General features: G+C 32.6%; 15 protein-coding genes. 10 read left to right on the top strand and 5 right to left on the bottom strand.

All coding sequences use genetic code 11. From position 1 onward, the window contains the following. Positions 1 to 12: 12 nt before the first annotated feature. Complete coding sequence (locus tag ACYX4H_RS02605) at positions 13 to 558, top strand: DUF2911 domain-containing protein (protein WP_476237665.1); 546 nt, start codon at positions 13 to 15, stop codon at positions 556 to 558. A gap of 46 nt (positions 559 to 604) precedes the next feature. Here ACYX4H_RS02605 and ACYX4H_RS02610 read toward each other — a convergent pair whose 3' ends face one another. Together ACYX4H_RS02610 and ACYX4H_RS02615 are read right to left on the bottom strand one after the other, a co-directional pair. Further along, entirely contained in the window at positions 605 to 928 is a 324-nt protein-coding gene (locus ACYX4H_RS02610; RefSeq protein ID WP_476237667.1) for a DUF202 domain-containing protein, read from the bottom strand. Positions 929 to 938: 10 nt separating this feature from the next. Further along, entirely contained in the window at positions 939 to 1568 is a 630-nt protein-coding gene (locus ACYX4H_RS02615) for a 7-carboxy-7-deazaguanine synthase QueE (RefSeq protein WP_476237668.1), read from the bottom strand. A 120-nt stretch (positions 1569 to 1688) separates the two neighbouring features. Here ACYX4H_RS02615 and ACYX4H_RS02620 point away from each other — a divergent pair, with 120 nt between their 5' ends. The 6 genes from ACYX4H_RS02620 to rluF all read left to right on the top strand — a co-directional run bounded on the left by ACYX4H_RS02620 (position 1689) and on the right by rluF (position 6627). Then, positions 1689 to 2414: a hypothetical protein gene (locus ACYX4H_RS02620; RefSeq protein ID WP_476237669.1), complete on the top strand. Its 726-nt coding sequence runs from the start codon at positions 1689 to 1691 to the stop codon at positions 2412 to 2414. A 96-nt stretch (positions 2415 to 2510) separates the two neighbouring features. After that, entirely contained in the window at positions 2511 to 4061 is a 1551-nt protein-coding gene (locus ACYX4H_RS02625) for a helicase HerA-like domain-containing protein (protein WP_476237670.1), read from the top strand. Between the two features lie 25 nt (positions 4062 to 4086). Next, a complete protein-coding gene (locus ACYX4H_RS02630; RefSeq protein ID WP_476237671.1) occupies positions 4087 to 4644 on the top strand; it encodes a hypothetical protein in 558 nt (185 codons plus the stop codon). A 9-nt stretch (positions 4645 to 4653) separates the two neighbouring features. Continuing rightward, positions 4654 to 5016 (top strand): cupin domain-containing protein, encoded by a 363-nt coding sequence (locus ACYX4H_RS02635; protein ID WP_476237673.1) that lies wholly within the window; start codon positions 4654 to 4656, stop codon positions 5014 to 5016. A 3-nt stretch (positions 5017 to 5019) separates the two neighbouring features. Continuing rightward, on the top strand, positions 5020 to 5859 hold the full coding sequence (locus ACYX4H_RS02640; RefSeq protein ID WP_476237674.1) for an alpha/beta hydrolase: 840 nt from the start codon (positions 5020 to 5022) through the stop codon (positions 5857 to 5859). Positions 5860 to 5862: 3 nt separating this feature from the next. Then, positions 5863 to 6627 (top strand): 23S rRNA pseudouridine(2604) synthase RluF, encoded by a 765-nt coding sequence (gene rluF / locus ACYX4H_RS02645; protein ID WP_476237675.1) that lies wholly within the window; start codon positions 5863 to 5865, stop codon positions 6625 to 6627. Here the strand turns inward: rluF and folD are convergent. The 3 genes from folD to ACYX4H_RS02660 form a co-directional block, all read right to left on the bottom strand. Next, positions 6624 to 7505 (bottom strand): bifunctional methylenetetrahydrofolate dehydrogenase/methenyltetrahydrofolate cyclohydrolase FolD, encoded by an 882-nt coding sequence (gene folD / locus ACYX4H_RS02650; protein ID WP_476237676.1) that lies wholly within the window; start codon positions 7503 to 7505, stop codon positions 6624 to 6626. The two genes, rluF and folD, sit on opposite strands and share 4 nt — an antisense overlap. A gap of 106 nt (positions 7506 to 7611) precedes the next feature. Then, positions 7612 to 8940, bottom strand: a complete 1329-nt coding sequence (gene ffh, locus ACYX4H_RS02655; protein ID WP_476237677.1) for a signal recognition particle protein — start codon at positions 8938 to 8940, stop codon at positions 7612 to 7614. A gap of 162 nt (positions 8941 to 9102) precedes the next feature. Further along, a complete protein-coding gene (locus tag ACYX4H_RS02660; protein ID WP_476237678.1) occupies positions 9103 to 10854 on the bottom strand; it encodes a hypothetical protein in 1752 nt (583 codons plus the stop codon). A 158-nt stretch (positions 10855 to 11012) separates the two neighbouring features. Between ACYX4H_RS02660 and ACYX4H_RS02665 the strand changes: the two genes are divergently transcribed. The 3 genes from ACYX4H_RS02665 to ACYX4H_RS02675 all read left to right on the top strand — a co-directional run bounded on the left by ACYX4H_RS02665 (position 11013) and on the right by ACYX4H_RS02675 (position 14844). Further along, positions 11013 to 11531, top strand: coding sequence for an RNA polymerase sigma factor (locus ACYX4H_RS02665; protein ID WP_476237679.1), 519 nt, complete (start codon positions 11013 to 11015; stop codon positions 11529 to 11531). A 93-nt stretch (positions 11532 to 11624) separates the two neighbouring features. Further along, positions 11625 to 12539: a FecR family protein gene (locus ACYX4H_RS02670; protein WP_476237680.1), complete on the top strand. Its 915-nt coding sequence runs from the start codon at positions 11625 to 11627 to the stop codon at positions 12537 to 12539. Between the two features lie 34 nt (positions 12540 to 12573). After that, complete coding sequence (locus tag ACYX4H_RS02675) at positions 12574 to 14844, top strand: TonB-dependent receptor plug domain-containing protein (RefSeq protein WP_476237681.1); 2271 nt, start codon at positions 12574 to 12576, stop codon at positions 14842 to 14844. Positions 14845 to 14895: the final 51 nt, after the last annotated feature.

The raw sequence follows: 14895 nt of genomic DNA on the forward strand, positions 1-14895 counted from the left end.
AAAACAAAAAACATGAAAAAATTATCTTTTTTAGGTGCTATTACATTAGCTTTAACCTTATTTTTAACTACCAATGTTACCGCTCAAGAATTTAGAGATTTAGACAAAAGCCCAATGGATGCTGCTGCATTTCCTACAAGCTACAAAAATTCAGACAAATTAATTAAAATAGTATACAGCCGTCCGCAATTAAAAGGAAGAGATATTGCTACTTTAGCTCCTAACGGAAAAGTTTGGAGAACGGGCGCTAACGAAGCTGCAGAACTTACCTTATTTACAGATATGAAATTGGGTAATACTACCGTTAAAGCTGGCACATACTCATTTTACACTATTCCTGGAGATAATGAATGGACTGCCATTATTAGTAAAGATGTTAATGTTTGGGGTTCTTATTTTTATAAAGAAGCTAATGATGTTGCAAGACTTACCGTGCCTGTAACTAATGCAAGTGATTCTTTAGAAGCATTTTCTATAGCATTTACTGAAGCTAGCAACGGTGTTACAATGCATTTAGGATGGGGAACAACAAGAGTAGCTGTACCTTTCACTAAATAACAAAACAAATTATGAAACAAAAAAGCGCTGTAATTCAGCGCTTTTTTTATGCTTTATCATCTAAACTATCTAAAGCTTCAGACATGTAGTAAAGTTTTTTCAAACTTCGTTTTAACGTTGTAAACCGGTACACACCAATTATTAAAAACAAACCACTAAATACTAATGATGCGCCTGCTAAATATTTAAAATTAGGAAAATCTTTTAATTGGTAAAATGCAATACTACCAAGTAATAAATATAGTGAAGACCTTATGTATGACAGCAATGTGCGCTCATTTGCTAACCGTGTGCGTTCAATGGCTAAATAATCTCTTAAAATTACTTTTTCATCGGGTTTAAAATGTCTTCCAAAGCTTGGTAACTTCATAACCTTTTGTTTATGGAATATTTAAATACTTATGCGTTTGTAATGATACTTTCCATTTGGGGTTTTGCATAACATAATCTACAATTAACGGCACAACTTTATCGCGTTTACTCCATTCTGGCTGTAAATATAAAATACAATTATTACTTACTTTAGCGGCTTGTTCTTCCGCGAAGCGAAAATCGTCTTTATTATAAACTATAACCTTAAGTTCGTTGGCTTTTTTGCTAACTTCTTCGGTTGGTAATTTCATTTTTTTAGGTGATAAACAAATCCAATCCCATTCACCTGTTAATTTATATGCACCCGAGGTTTCAATATGTGTTTTTAAACCTTCGGCTTTTAATTTGGTTGTTAGCAACGTCATATCCCACGTTAAAGGTTCTCCTCCTGTAACAACTATGGTATCACTATACTTTTTAGCGTTTTCAACAATTTTAGTGGTTTTTGTTGGTGGGTGCAAATTAGCATTCCAACTTTCTTTCACATCACACCAATGGCAACCCACATCGCATCCACCAACCCTAATAAAATAAGCGGCAGTACCCTTGTAATAGCCTTCACCTTGTATGGTGTAAAACTCTTCCATTAAAGGCAACATTTCACCTTTGTTTACCAATGTTTGTATCTCTTTATTCATAAGGGCACAAAGATACGTATTAGTATGGTTTTATATTATAAATTTTGAAATTACGTTAAAAACCTTTATATTTGATTTATATAAATTGCTGATTTACCCAAATCTCTCAATTCTCTCAAAATGAAAAAAACAGCCTACCTACTAGCGCTAGCGCTACTATGCTTTAATGTTTACTTTAGTTTTTCACAAGTTGGTATTGGTACCACAACCCCTGATGCTTCTTCCATTTTACATGTTGAAAGCACAGATAAAGGTATTTTAATACCCCGATTAACTGATGCGCAAATTACTGCCATTACAAACCCAGCTATTGGCCTAATGGTATTTAACACAACTACTAATAAGTTTCAGTACAATAGTGGCTCACCATCTATACCTATTTGGGACGATATACAAACAGCCTCATCGTCTTCTGCGTATTTTGGCAGTTTTATAATTAGCAGTACGGGCGCAACCACAATTACGGGTTTGCCATTTATGCCTTCTCAAATAAAATTCACAGCTTGTGCCAATGTTGAAACCAATAACTTAAACGCTGATAATGGCGTTGGTAATAACCATGGCGGATTAGCTAATGCTTTTGGCATGATGAGTGGTTATGCCAGCAACTTTGGCGGCTCAATTACCCAGCAAGTTATGTATATTGGTGGTAGCGGAAACTCTATTAATGACATTTCGCGTTACGCCTCAAGCAGTCATGCTATTGGGCTCAGGTACTCTAACCAAAACGGTGATTCTTTAGGCTTAACAAATGCTTCATTAACTAGTTTTAACGCTGATGGTTTCACTCTTAATGTGGCAAACCACTCTGATGATATTTTAGTTATTTATGAAGCTTATAGATAGCTAACTTTCAACACTATTCAAATTAAAATATTAAAGCATTAGCTTCTATTTTTTTTCTTTTTGCTTTTAGTGTATTTTTATGCAAAATTATACGGCATGAATACTAAAGAAACGTTTTTTAATTATATAACTGAAGGCAACAAAACCAAAGGTGATTTTATACCAGTTGGTGCTGCTATGTTAAATGGCGAAACTGTTACAGGAGCGCATGTAAAAATACCGTTAAAAACTTTAAATCGCCACGGTTTAATTGCTGGTGCAACAGGTACAGGAAAAACAAAATCGTTACAAGTATTAGCCGAAAATTTAAGTGAAAAAGGCATTCCTGTTTTACTTATGGATATTAAAGGCGATTTAAGTGGTATTGCCCAAGCCAGTGAAGGACACCCTAAAATTGATGAACGCCACGAAAAAATAGGCTTACCTTTTGAATCCAAAGCGTTTCCTGTTGAAGTTTTAACGCTATCTGAACAAGATGGCGTTAGGCTTAGAGCTACCATTAGTGAGTTTGGCCCCGTTTTATTATCTAGAATTTTAGATTTAACCGAAACACAAAGTGGCATTGTATCGGTTATTTTTCAATATTGTGATGACAATAAATTACCGCTTTTAGATTTAAAAGACTTTAAAAAAATATTACAATACGCCACTCAAGAAGGTAAAGCCGAATTTACCGAGGCTTATGGGCGCATTTCTACCGCATCAACAGGTGCAATTCTTAGAAAAATTATAGAGTTAGAACAACAAGGTGCCGATTTGTTTTTTGGTGAAACCTCTTTTGAAGTTGATGATTTACTGCGCGTTGATGAAAACGGACGAGGTTACATAAATATTATTAGACTAACCGATATACAAGATAGACCAAAACTATTTTCAACATTTATGCTTAGCCTTTTGGCAGAAATTTACTCAACCTTCCCTGAGCAAGGTGATAGTGATAGGCCTGAACTTGTCATGTTCATTGATGAAGCGCATTTAATTTTCAATCAAGCTTCAAAAGCACTACTAAATCAAATAGAAAGCATTGTAAAACTTATACGTAGTAAAGGGGTTGGTTTATATTTTGTAACCCAAAACCCAACCGATGTACCCGAAGAAGTACTTGGGCAATTAGGTTTAAAAATTCAGCATGCCTTAAGAGCTTTTACTGCCAAAGACAGAAAAGCTATAAAACTTACTGCGCAAAATTACCCCGAATCTGATTATTATGATACTACCGAAGTTTTAACATCATTAGGTATTGGCGAAGCCTTAGTATCTGCTCTTGATGAAAAAGGCCGCCCAACACCATTAGCCGCTACCATGATGCGCGCTCCAATGAGCCGTATGGATGTTTTAACCGACAATGAGCTTAGTAACCTTGTAGCCAACTCTAAACTAGCCAAAAAATACAACAAAACAATAGATAGAGAAAGTGCTTACGAAATGCTTAACGAAAAAATTAAAAAAGCCGAAGCAGACGAAGCTAAAGAAAAAGCAAAACAAGAACAAGAAGCTTTAAAAAAAGCTGAAGCAAAAAGAAAATCTAGAAGCACCTCAACCAGACGCCGAAGCACCAGAATGAATCCTGTAGTTAAAGTACTAACAAGCGCCACGTTTATTAGAAGCGTTTTTGGTATACTAACCAAAGTAATGAAAAACAGATAAGCTGTATTATTTAAAACAAAAACCTATGCGTAAATTAATTTTTAGCCTTTTGGCGCTTACCCTATTTTTAACTAGTTGTAAAAAAGAACAAAACCCGTTTGAAGTTACCAAACAACATGTTGGTTTACTAACAGACTCTACCCAAATTAAAGATTTAAAAACAATTTTTATAAATGATTCAGTAACAAAATATACCGCAGGCGATGAGTTTGCTGGAGGCATAAGTAATATTGAAATTTTTAAAAAAACTGGCGAAAAACTATTAGTGCTAACCCCTGAAAACGCTTTAGATTCTACCTCAACCATTCAAAGTATTCAAATTATTGATCCTTTATACAAAACTGCTAAAGGCATTTCTACAGCTAGCACTTTTAAAGATATTGCCGCTGCGTATAAAATTTCTAAAATTGATAATTTAATAAATTCTGTAGCACTATCTGTAAATGAAATCAATGCTAGTTTTGTTATTGACAAAAAAGAATTACCCGCAAATTTACGTTTTGATTTAAATTTAGATTTTGAAGAAACACACATTCCAGACAATGCTAAAATTAAATACTTTTTCTTAATGTGGAATGATTAAATATATACTATGAAAAAGTACACCATACAAAATAACCCATTTATAGTACCAACAACCGATGGCAAAACCATAAAAGAGCATTTTGGCAATGCCACAAATGGTAATTCACAAATTAGTATTGCCCACATGGTTGCACCAGCAGGCTGGAGCGAACCGTTTCAAACACCCGAGTTTGATGAGTATACATTTATTATTAAAGGAAAAAAACAATTTATAATTGAAGACGAGGTTGTAACTTTGCAAGCAGGACAATCTATTAAAATTGAAAAAAACACGCGCGTTCAGTATTCAAATCCGTTTAAAGAACCTTGTGAATACTTAGCCATTTGTTTACCAGCTTTTTCAATGGATTTAGTTTATAGAGAAGATTAACTCATGAAAAAGATTATAAAAAAAAGCATCCCTAAAATTATAGGAACCTCATTAAATACCTTAAGCTTTATTGCTCCAAAATATGCAACATCAAAAGCTTTAGATATTTTTATGACACCGCGTAAAGGCCGTTTAACCGAAAAACAAAGTGCGTTTTTTGATACAGCGCAGCAGCTAGAATTAAAATACCAAAGCCACCGTATACAAACTTATAATTGGGCTAACAATGGCAAAACAATTTTATTAGCGCACGGTTGGGAAAGCAATAGCTACCGCTGGAAAACTTTAATTAAAAAATTACAAGCATTTAATTACAACATTGTAGCACTTGATGGTCCTGCACACGGAAAATCTAGCGGCACAAAATTCAATGCTATTTTATATTCTGAATTTATAAATGTGGTTGCAAACCACTATAAACCTCATATTATTATTGGTCATTCGGTTGGCGGAATGGCTTCTGTATTTTTTCAGCATAATTATCAATTTAAAACCTTAGAAAAATTGGTTTTACTTGGCGCACCTTCAGAATTTACTAAAATTTTCAAAGGTTATGTTCGTATGCTAAATTTCAACAGTAAAATAGAAAATGGCCTTAATAAAATGGTTGAAGAACGTTTTGATAAAGATACAGCGTACTTTTCGTCGGCTAATTTCACAAAAAAAATAAAAACCGAAGGGTTAATAATTCATGATAAACAAGATAAAATTATTGGTTATGATGAAGCTGAACTTATTGCTAGAAATTATAAAAATTCAACGTTAAAAACTACCGAAGGTTTTGGGCATGGTTTAAAAGATGCAAGTATTGATGATGCCATAATTAACTTTATAAACACCTAACTTTTGAGCGATAATTTAACACGATTAAACAAATATTTAAGTGAAGTTGGCTATTGCTCTAGACGAGAAGCTGATAAACTTATTGATGCTGGCAGAGTAACTATTAATGGCATTGTACCCGAAATGGGCACTAAAGTGGCACCAAACGATGTGGTTGCTGTTGACGGTGAAATTATTGAAAACACAAAAAAAAGCTTTGTTTATTTGGCTTTTAACAAACCTGTTGGCATTGTTTGTACAACTGACACGCGTGTTGAAAAAGATAACATTATAGATTTTATTGGGTACCACAAACGTATTTTCCCCATTGGAAGATTAGATAAACCTAGCGAAGGTTTAATTTTATTAACCGATGATGGCGATATTGTAAATAAAATTTTACGGGCTAGTAACAACCATGAAAAAGAATATGTAGTTACGGTTGATAAGCCTATTTCGCAAACCTTTATAGAACGCATGCAAAAAGGCATTTATCTTGAAGAATTAAAACAAACAACTAAACCTTGCAAAGTTAAAAAGATAAATACTTCTACCTTTAAAATAATTTTAACCCAAGGTTTAAATAGGCAAATTAGGCGTATGTGCGCTCATTTAAATTACGAAGTACAAACACTTAAACGGGTAAGAATTATGAATATAAAACTAGATTTACCCCTTGGAAAATATAGAGAATTGACTAAAGATGAATTTAGTGAATTAAGTAAACTTATTAGTAACTCTTCTAAAGAATTTAAACCTAAAAACTTAAGCAGAAGAAAACGTGCTTAACTTTTTAAATGCCTTTCTCTAGCAAGTAGCGTATTTTTTAACAACATAGCAATAGTCATTGGGCCAACACCGCCAGGAACTGGAGTAATATAGCTTGCTTTTTTGCTTACAGTTTCAAAATGCACATCGCCAGCTAAACGGTAACCATTCTTTTTAGTTTGATCTGGCACGCGTGTAATACCAACATCAATAACAACAACATCTTCTTTAACCATATCTCCGGTTAAAAATTCTGATATACCTATAGCAGCCACAATAATATCGGCAGCTAAAGTAATTTCTTTTAAGTTTTTAGAACGACTATGTACCACTGTTACCGTAGCATCACCAGCTTTACGTTTCTGGCTCATTAAAATACTCATTGGGCGCCCTACAATATGGCTACGCCCCATAACCACTACATTTTTACCTGATGTTTCAACTTGGTAACGCTCTAGCAACTCCATAATTCCGTATGGTGTTGCTGGTAAAAAGGTTGGCAAATCTAGAGCCATACGGCCTACGTTTGTTGGATGAAAACCATCAACATCCTTATCAGGATCTATAGCCATTAATACTTTTTGCTCATCAATTTGTTCTGGTAATGGCAATTGTACTATAAAACCATCAATATCATTGTTGTTATTTAACTCGTGTATTTTTGCTAACAATGCTTCTTCAGAAGTATATTCAGGTAATTCAATTAGTGTAGAGTTAAAACCTATTTTTTCACAAGCTTTAACTTTAGCATTTACATAGGTCATACTTGCACCATCACTACCAACTAATATGGCTGCTAAATGAGGCACTTTTTCACCTTTAGAAACCATAGCAGCTACATGTTCTGCTATTTCTTCTTTAATATCATTACTAACTTTTTTACCGTCTAAAATTGTCATGTTATTATTTCTCGCAAAGGCGCAAAAAACGCCAAGTTTATATTTAAATATTTTAAAGATGTTTTGTGTGCATATAGCAACACTTAACTTTTAACTTTTAACAAGATTAACGCATATTTTGCATCATTTGCATCATTTTACGGCCACCGCCACCTTGCATCATCTTCATCATTTTACTCATTTGGTTAAATTGCTTTAACAACTGGTTTACTTCTTGTACTGAAGTACCTGAGCCTTTGCCAATACGTTTTTTTCTACTTGCGTTTATTATTGATGGGTTTTCTCTTTCTTTTGGAGTCATTGAGTGAATAATAGCTTCAATACCTTTAAAAGCATCATCATCAATATCTACATCTTTCATCATTTTTCCAGCGCCAGGTATCATACCAATAAGGTCTTTCATGTTACCCATTTTCTTTATTTGCTGAATTTGTTTTAAGAAATCATCAAAGCCAAATTTGTTTTTAGCAATTTTCTTTTGAAGTTTTCTAGCTTCTTCTTCATCAAATTGTTCTTGAGCTCTTTCAACAAGCGAGACAACGTCTCCCATACCCAATATTCTATCGGCCATACGCGATGGATGGAATACATCAATAGCTTCCATTTTTTCGCCTGTACCAATAAATTTAATAGGTTTATTTACAACAGATTTTATTGAAATGGCTGCACCACCACGTGTATCACCATCTAATTTTGTTAGTATTACACCATCAAAATTTAATACATCGTTAAATGCTTTTGCTGTGTTAACGGCGTCTTGCCCCGTCATAGAATCTACCACAAATAAGGTTTCTTGTGGTTTGATAGCTTTGTGAATGTTTGATATTTCGGTCATCATAGCTTCATCTACAGCTAAACGACCTGCGGTATCTATAATTACTACATTATGCCCGTTAGATTTTGCATGTGCTATTGCTGCTTGCGAAATGGCTACAGGATCATTATTTCCTCTATCACTAAAAACCTCAACACCAATTTGATCTCCAACAACATGCAATTGATCTATTGCTGCAGGACGATACACATCACATGCAACTAAAAGCGGTTTTTTAGTTTTTTTATTTTTAAGATAGTTTGCTAGTTTACCAGAAAAGGTAGTTTTACCAGAACCCTGTAAACCAGACATTAAAATTACGCTTGGTGTGTCTGATAAATTAACACCTGCAGCATCACCACCCATAAGTTGTGTTAACTCATCTTTTACAATTTTAACCATTAATTGCCCTGGTTGTAATGTAGTTAATACATCTTGCCCAAGTGCTTTTTCTTTTACTCTATTGGTAAAATCTTTGGCTATTTTAAAGTTAACATCGGCATCTAATAAAGCGCGTCTTACTTCTTTTAGGGTTTCAGCAACATTTACTTCGGTTATACTTCCGTGCCCCTTTAAAACGTGTAAAGCTTTATCTAATTTATCACTTAAATTATTAAACATAATTTTTTTAAATTTTAAGAATTGCAAATTTAGTGAATTGCCCTGTATTTATAAAGTTTGTTTTTTGTAAAAACAAAAAAAGGCTACCATAATTGGCAGCCTTTTATAGGAAACTTAGCTAATTAACCTAAAAACCGAAAATCCAAGTTTCTATATTTATAATTATTGTGTACTCTCTAACACAAGTATGCGTTCTATTTCGCCTGTAGATGAATAGTCTTTTAACTCTACTCTGTTAGGTGATATTTCTTTAATTTTCCAACGGTGTGTAAACTCACTAAAAGGTTCATCTTGTGTTTTAAAGTTTAAGCCCAAGTATAAGCCTTCATTTCTGTATGATAACCATGAACCGTAAAAGTTGTTGCCATCACCTTCAGCAAATACTTTTCCATTTTCATTAAAACCAATTACATAAGCTGCGTAGTTTTGAGTTTCATCTGCTCCAATATCATTATAATTGGCAACTTTCCATTCACTAGAAACTAATACATCTAAAATGTAGTTTACATCTTGGTCTTCTTCAGGGCAATATCTTGCTAAAACCATTTTATTATTTACGTTTTCTAGTTTTATTATGTTTTCTGAAAGGAACGTAATTAACCACTTTAATTTTAAGTTTGGCCTGCCTTCTAAATTAATTTCTAAGCCAATACCGGCATTTCTAACTAACACTTCATAAGTACCTTCAATTAATTGTCCGTCAACTCTAATTTTAACTACGTTATCATCGTAAAATTTTAAAGGTGTTCCTATGTATTGTTTGTCGTTGTCAGTTCCTTCAACATTAATTTTTGTAATACGCCATAAACATTCTTTTAGATAGTTTTGCACGCGTTCTTTTGTGTGCTCAATTACAACATCACAATTACGTTTTAAAATAATGCGGTTACCGCCTTCTTGATAAATTTTAACTTTACCTTCTTCAATTTCGTATACAAACCAATCTAAGGTAAAATCTGCTAAATTTTCAAAAGCCATTTTAATTCTAGCACCTCTATCTGTAATTCTAGTTTCCCAACTTCCTGTTAAAATATCACCTTCTCTATCTCTCATAATTACCACGCCATCTTCTTTAAAGTTAATGGCATATTCAAAGAAACCTTCAGTATTATCTTGGTTATCTCTTTTAAATTCATAAACTAACCATGGACATTTTTTTAAGTATTCATCTAAACGTTCTTTAGTAAAATCGTCATCATTATGGTCATTATCATCATCTTCATCGCAAGCATTTTTAGCATCTTTAATGGTATTGTGAAGTTCTTGATTGTTGTTAACCTCAATTTGAGTACCATCGGCAAGTACTAAACTAACAGGGTAATTAATGCTTGCAATTACTTCTTTATTTTTTATGCGTTTCATGAAACGAAACAATTGCTTATCGTTTTCAATTTTAACGGTATCAATTATTTGAAACTCGGCATTAAAAATTGAGAATGATATTGGGTAATTAAAATCTATACATTCAATATCATCATCTTCTTCATTTTCGCCAGCACAGGCCTCAACATATGCTTCAAGTTCATCTTCATTGTTAACAGTAATTTCATCATGTTCAGCATTAATTACTGTAATTGGAAAAATCATATCTAAATCATCTTCATCATCATCAAATTCATCAAAAATGGCTTCAATAACATCAAAATCTTCTTCAGAATCTACAATTATTTCTAAGCCATTCACAATAACTGTAAGTGGTAATTTAACCGATATGCAGCTTGCTTGGTCTATAATATTGTCTTTAGAGCCATCCATTTTAGCGGTAGCGCTAACAAAGGCTGTTAATTCTGCATCAGCAACTAAAGCTTCAGATTCAGATGGTTCTGTAATTTCAACTACTTCTTCTTGGCATGCTGTAAATAACATGAGGGCAAAAAAAGGTAGCATTAGTAAAATTCTCCATTTAGTTTTCATAGTATTTAATTTTGGGTTACACATAGCTTTTGGTTATAAAACAATTTAACTTTAAAAACTCCTACCCTAATTGTTAAAAAAAATCAAAAAAAATAATTTTATAAACCCACAACAAATTGCTAAAACCTTTATTTTAGTGGCATTAACTAAACTTTAAAATGAGTAAACAACTACGTGATAATATTTGTGAAGAGCGTATTTTTTCGTCTATTTTTAAAAAACACGCCACAGATTTACACAATTTTCTATACTACAAGTTTGGCAATCTTTTAAATCCGCAAGACAAAACGCAAGAAGCCTTTGTTAAACTTTGGGAAAATTGCAGCAAAATAACACCAGACAAAGCTAAAAGCTTTTTGTTTACCACAGCTAATAATTTAATGTTAAATGAAGCTGCTCACCAAAAAGTTGTTTTAAAACACCAACAAATAGCCAAACCAAAACTTAGCACCAATGAAAGCCCCGAGTTTTTAATGCAAGAAGACGAATACAATAAAAAACTACAAAAGGCTTTAGCTAATTTAACTGAACCACAACGTGTAGCCTTTTTAATGAACCGCATTGAAGGAAAGCGTTTTAAAGAAATTGCCGAAATTTTAGGTATTTCAACAAAAGCAGTAGAAAAACGTATTTATGGCGCTTTGGAAAAATTACGAAAAGACATTAAAGAGTTGTAATAATAGTTTCTAGTAAACTAAAGACTGAAAATTTAAATTTCAAAAAAAATTAAATACAAGGGTAGGAAAAAATAAAAGTAACTTGTTTTATAATTGAATAAAGATAAAATGGATAGAGAAGCTTTAATATTAAAATGGTTAAATAATGATTTGAATGATCATGAACTTCAGGCGTTTAAAAAACTTGAAGATTATGATGATTTAATACAATTAGACACCAATATTAAATCATTTAAAGCACCAAAATTTAATGATACAGACGCTTTAAACAATGTACTCAACACAATAAAAACAACTAAAAAACCGCAGAAAAGCTATATAAAACCGTTAATGCGTGTTGCCGCTATTTTAGCTATTTGTTTTGGACTTTATTATTACACAACTACACTAAACACCACTATTACAACAGATTTAGCGCAAAAAACCGAAGTAACTTTACCCGATGCTTCTAATGTATTTTTAAATGCAAAATCTGTTCTAATTTATAATAAAAATACTTGGAAAAATAACCGAGACGTTGAATTACAGGGCGAAGCTTTTTTTAAAGTGGCCAAAGGCTCAACTTTCAACGTAAAAACAAAAGCCGGCACCGTAACGGTTTACGGCACCCAATTTAACGTAAAACAAAGAGCCAATTATTTTGAAGTTATATGCTATGAAGGGTTAGTTGGCGTTACTTTTAATTCTATTGAAACTAAATTAAAACCTGGCAACAGTTTTTTAATTATTGATGGGAAAAAAATTGCTAAACAAAAAGAAAGTAACACAACGCCTTCGTGGTTAAATAACGAAAGCCAGTTTAAAAGCCTACCATACAAACAAGTTATTGCAGAGTTTGAAAGACAATACAATGTTACTATTACCCTTGTTGGTGTAAATTCTAGCGAGCTTTTTACAGGTAATTTTACCCACAACAACATTGATGTTGCTTTAAAATCTATTACTTTACCTTTACAATTAACGTACAGCAATAATAACGGTAATATAATTTTAAAGCGTGCGCAATAAACAGCTATTATTTTTTACTTTTTTCTTACTTTTTTTGAATGTTTTAACACTAAAAGCACAAAGCTTTCAAAAAGAAAAACAACCACTTGGCGTAATTTTAAATACTTTAGAAAAAAGATATAACATTAGCTTTTCTTACGCCGATAAAACCATAAAAAACAAACAAGCCACATTACCCAATAAAAACACTAAGTTAAAAGACGCTATAAATACACTAAAAAAAGAAACGCATTTAGATTTTGAACTTTTAGATAATAGGTTTGTTGTTATAAAACCTTCAAAAAAAAAGCGCTCTAGCTTTAAAATTCAAAATTTAAATGAAGTTATAATTAACAATTATCTTACTACTGGTTTAACCAAATTAAATGATGGATCGGTTACTATAAAACCTGATGATTTTGGCATTTTACCTGGCTTAATTGAACCAGATGTTTTACAAACCATACAAGCGCTTCCTGGTATTTTAAGTACAGACGAAACTGTATCTAACATAAACATTAGAGGTGGCACACACGACCAAAACTTAATACTTTGGGATGGTATAAAAATGTATCAATCTGGGCACTTTTTTGGGCTTATTTCGGCATTTAATCCGCATATCACAAAAAAAATAAATATTTATAAAAATGGGTCAAGTGCTAAGTATGGCGATGGTATTTCTAGTGTTATAGATATACAATTGCCCAACACTGTAGATAATGAGTTTAAGGCTGGTGGTGGTATTAATTTTATAAATGCCGATGTTTTTGCAAAAATTCCACTTTCAAAAAAAACAGAGTTACAACTTTCTACACGTCGTTCAGTAACTGATATTATTGAAACAAGTACGTACAACCAGTATTTTAAGCGTATTTTTCAAGATTCAGATTTTACAAACAATAATAAAGGTTCAAACACAATTTCACAAAATGAATCGTTCTATTTTTATGATGTTTCTGCTAAATTTTTATTTGATATTTCAAAAACAGATAAACTTCGGTTTCATGTATTAAACGTAAATAACAGGTTGAATTACGAAGAACAATCTACCATAAACAACCAACCCGAAGCTTTAAACAGTAAACTATGGCAACAAAATACCGCTGCGGGTGTAACTTATATAAAAGATTGGAATAACCAACTACAAACCACTGCTTTACTATATGTATCAAATTACGATTTAGATGCTACTAACCATGATATTTTAAACAACCAACGCTTAGTGCAAGAAAACGAGGTGTATGATGGCGCAGCAAAAATTGATATAAACTACACGCACAACTATCAATTAAAAATTAATGGTGGCTACCAATTTACCGAGGTGGGCATTAGTAATTTAGAAGATGTAAACAACCCAAATTTTAGAAGTTACATAAAAGAAGTTATAAGAAGTCATGCTGTGTATGCCCAAACTAATTTACTATCATACGGGGCAAACACAAAACTAATATTTGGCACACGTTTAAACTACATTAAAAAGTTTGATATGCTGTTTGCTGAACCTCGCATAAACTTTAGCCAGCGGTTTTTAGGCAATTTTAGATTTGAAATTTTGGGCGAATTTAAAAGTCAAACCACATCACAAATTATAGATTTACAAAACGATTTTTTAGGTATTGAAAAACGCCGTTGGGTACTTTCAAACAACCAAAACATTCCTGTTTTAAAAAGCAAACAAGCATCTATTGGTATACATTACAAAAAGAATGATTTTTTGGCAAGTGCCGAAACTTATATAAAAAAGGTTGATGGTATAACCACGCGTAGTCAAGGTTTTCAAAATCAATATCAATTTATAAATAGCACAGGTAGTTATGAAATTAAAGGCATTGACATTTTATTTAATAAACAGTTTAATGAGGCGGTAAGTACTTGGGTTTCGTATTCATTTAGTGATAATAATTATATATTTTCAAACTTAAATAATGGTAAAAAGTTCCCTAACAACACCAATATTAGGCACGCCATAACGTTTGCTGGCACGTATGCTTTTAATGATTTTAAATTAGCATTAGGTATTAACTGGAACTCTGGAAAACCCACAACACTTCCTGCTGTAAACCAAAACCAAAACAATACCATTGTTTACCAAAACCCCAATAGTAGCAACCTAGAAAATTATTTAAGAACAGATTGCTCTGCTACCTATAAATTTAACCTATCAAGAACGTCTTACGCCACTATTGGCGCATCTGTTTGGAATGTTTTAAACCGAAAAAACATTATAAACACATACTACACTCGTGATGATAACGACAATATTAACACCGTTGAAAACAAATCTTTGGGCATTACACCTAACGTAAGTTTTAGAATTCATTTTTAAGCAGAATTACACTTAATCGATTTTACTAATTGAATTTCGACGAATTACCAC

It is taken from the genome of Seonamhaeicola sp. ABD4_340 (assembly GCF_056312135.1).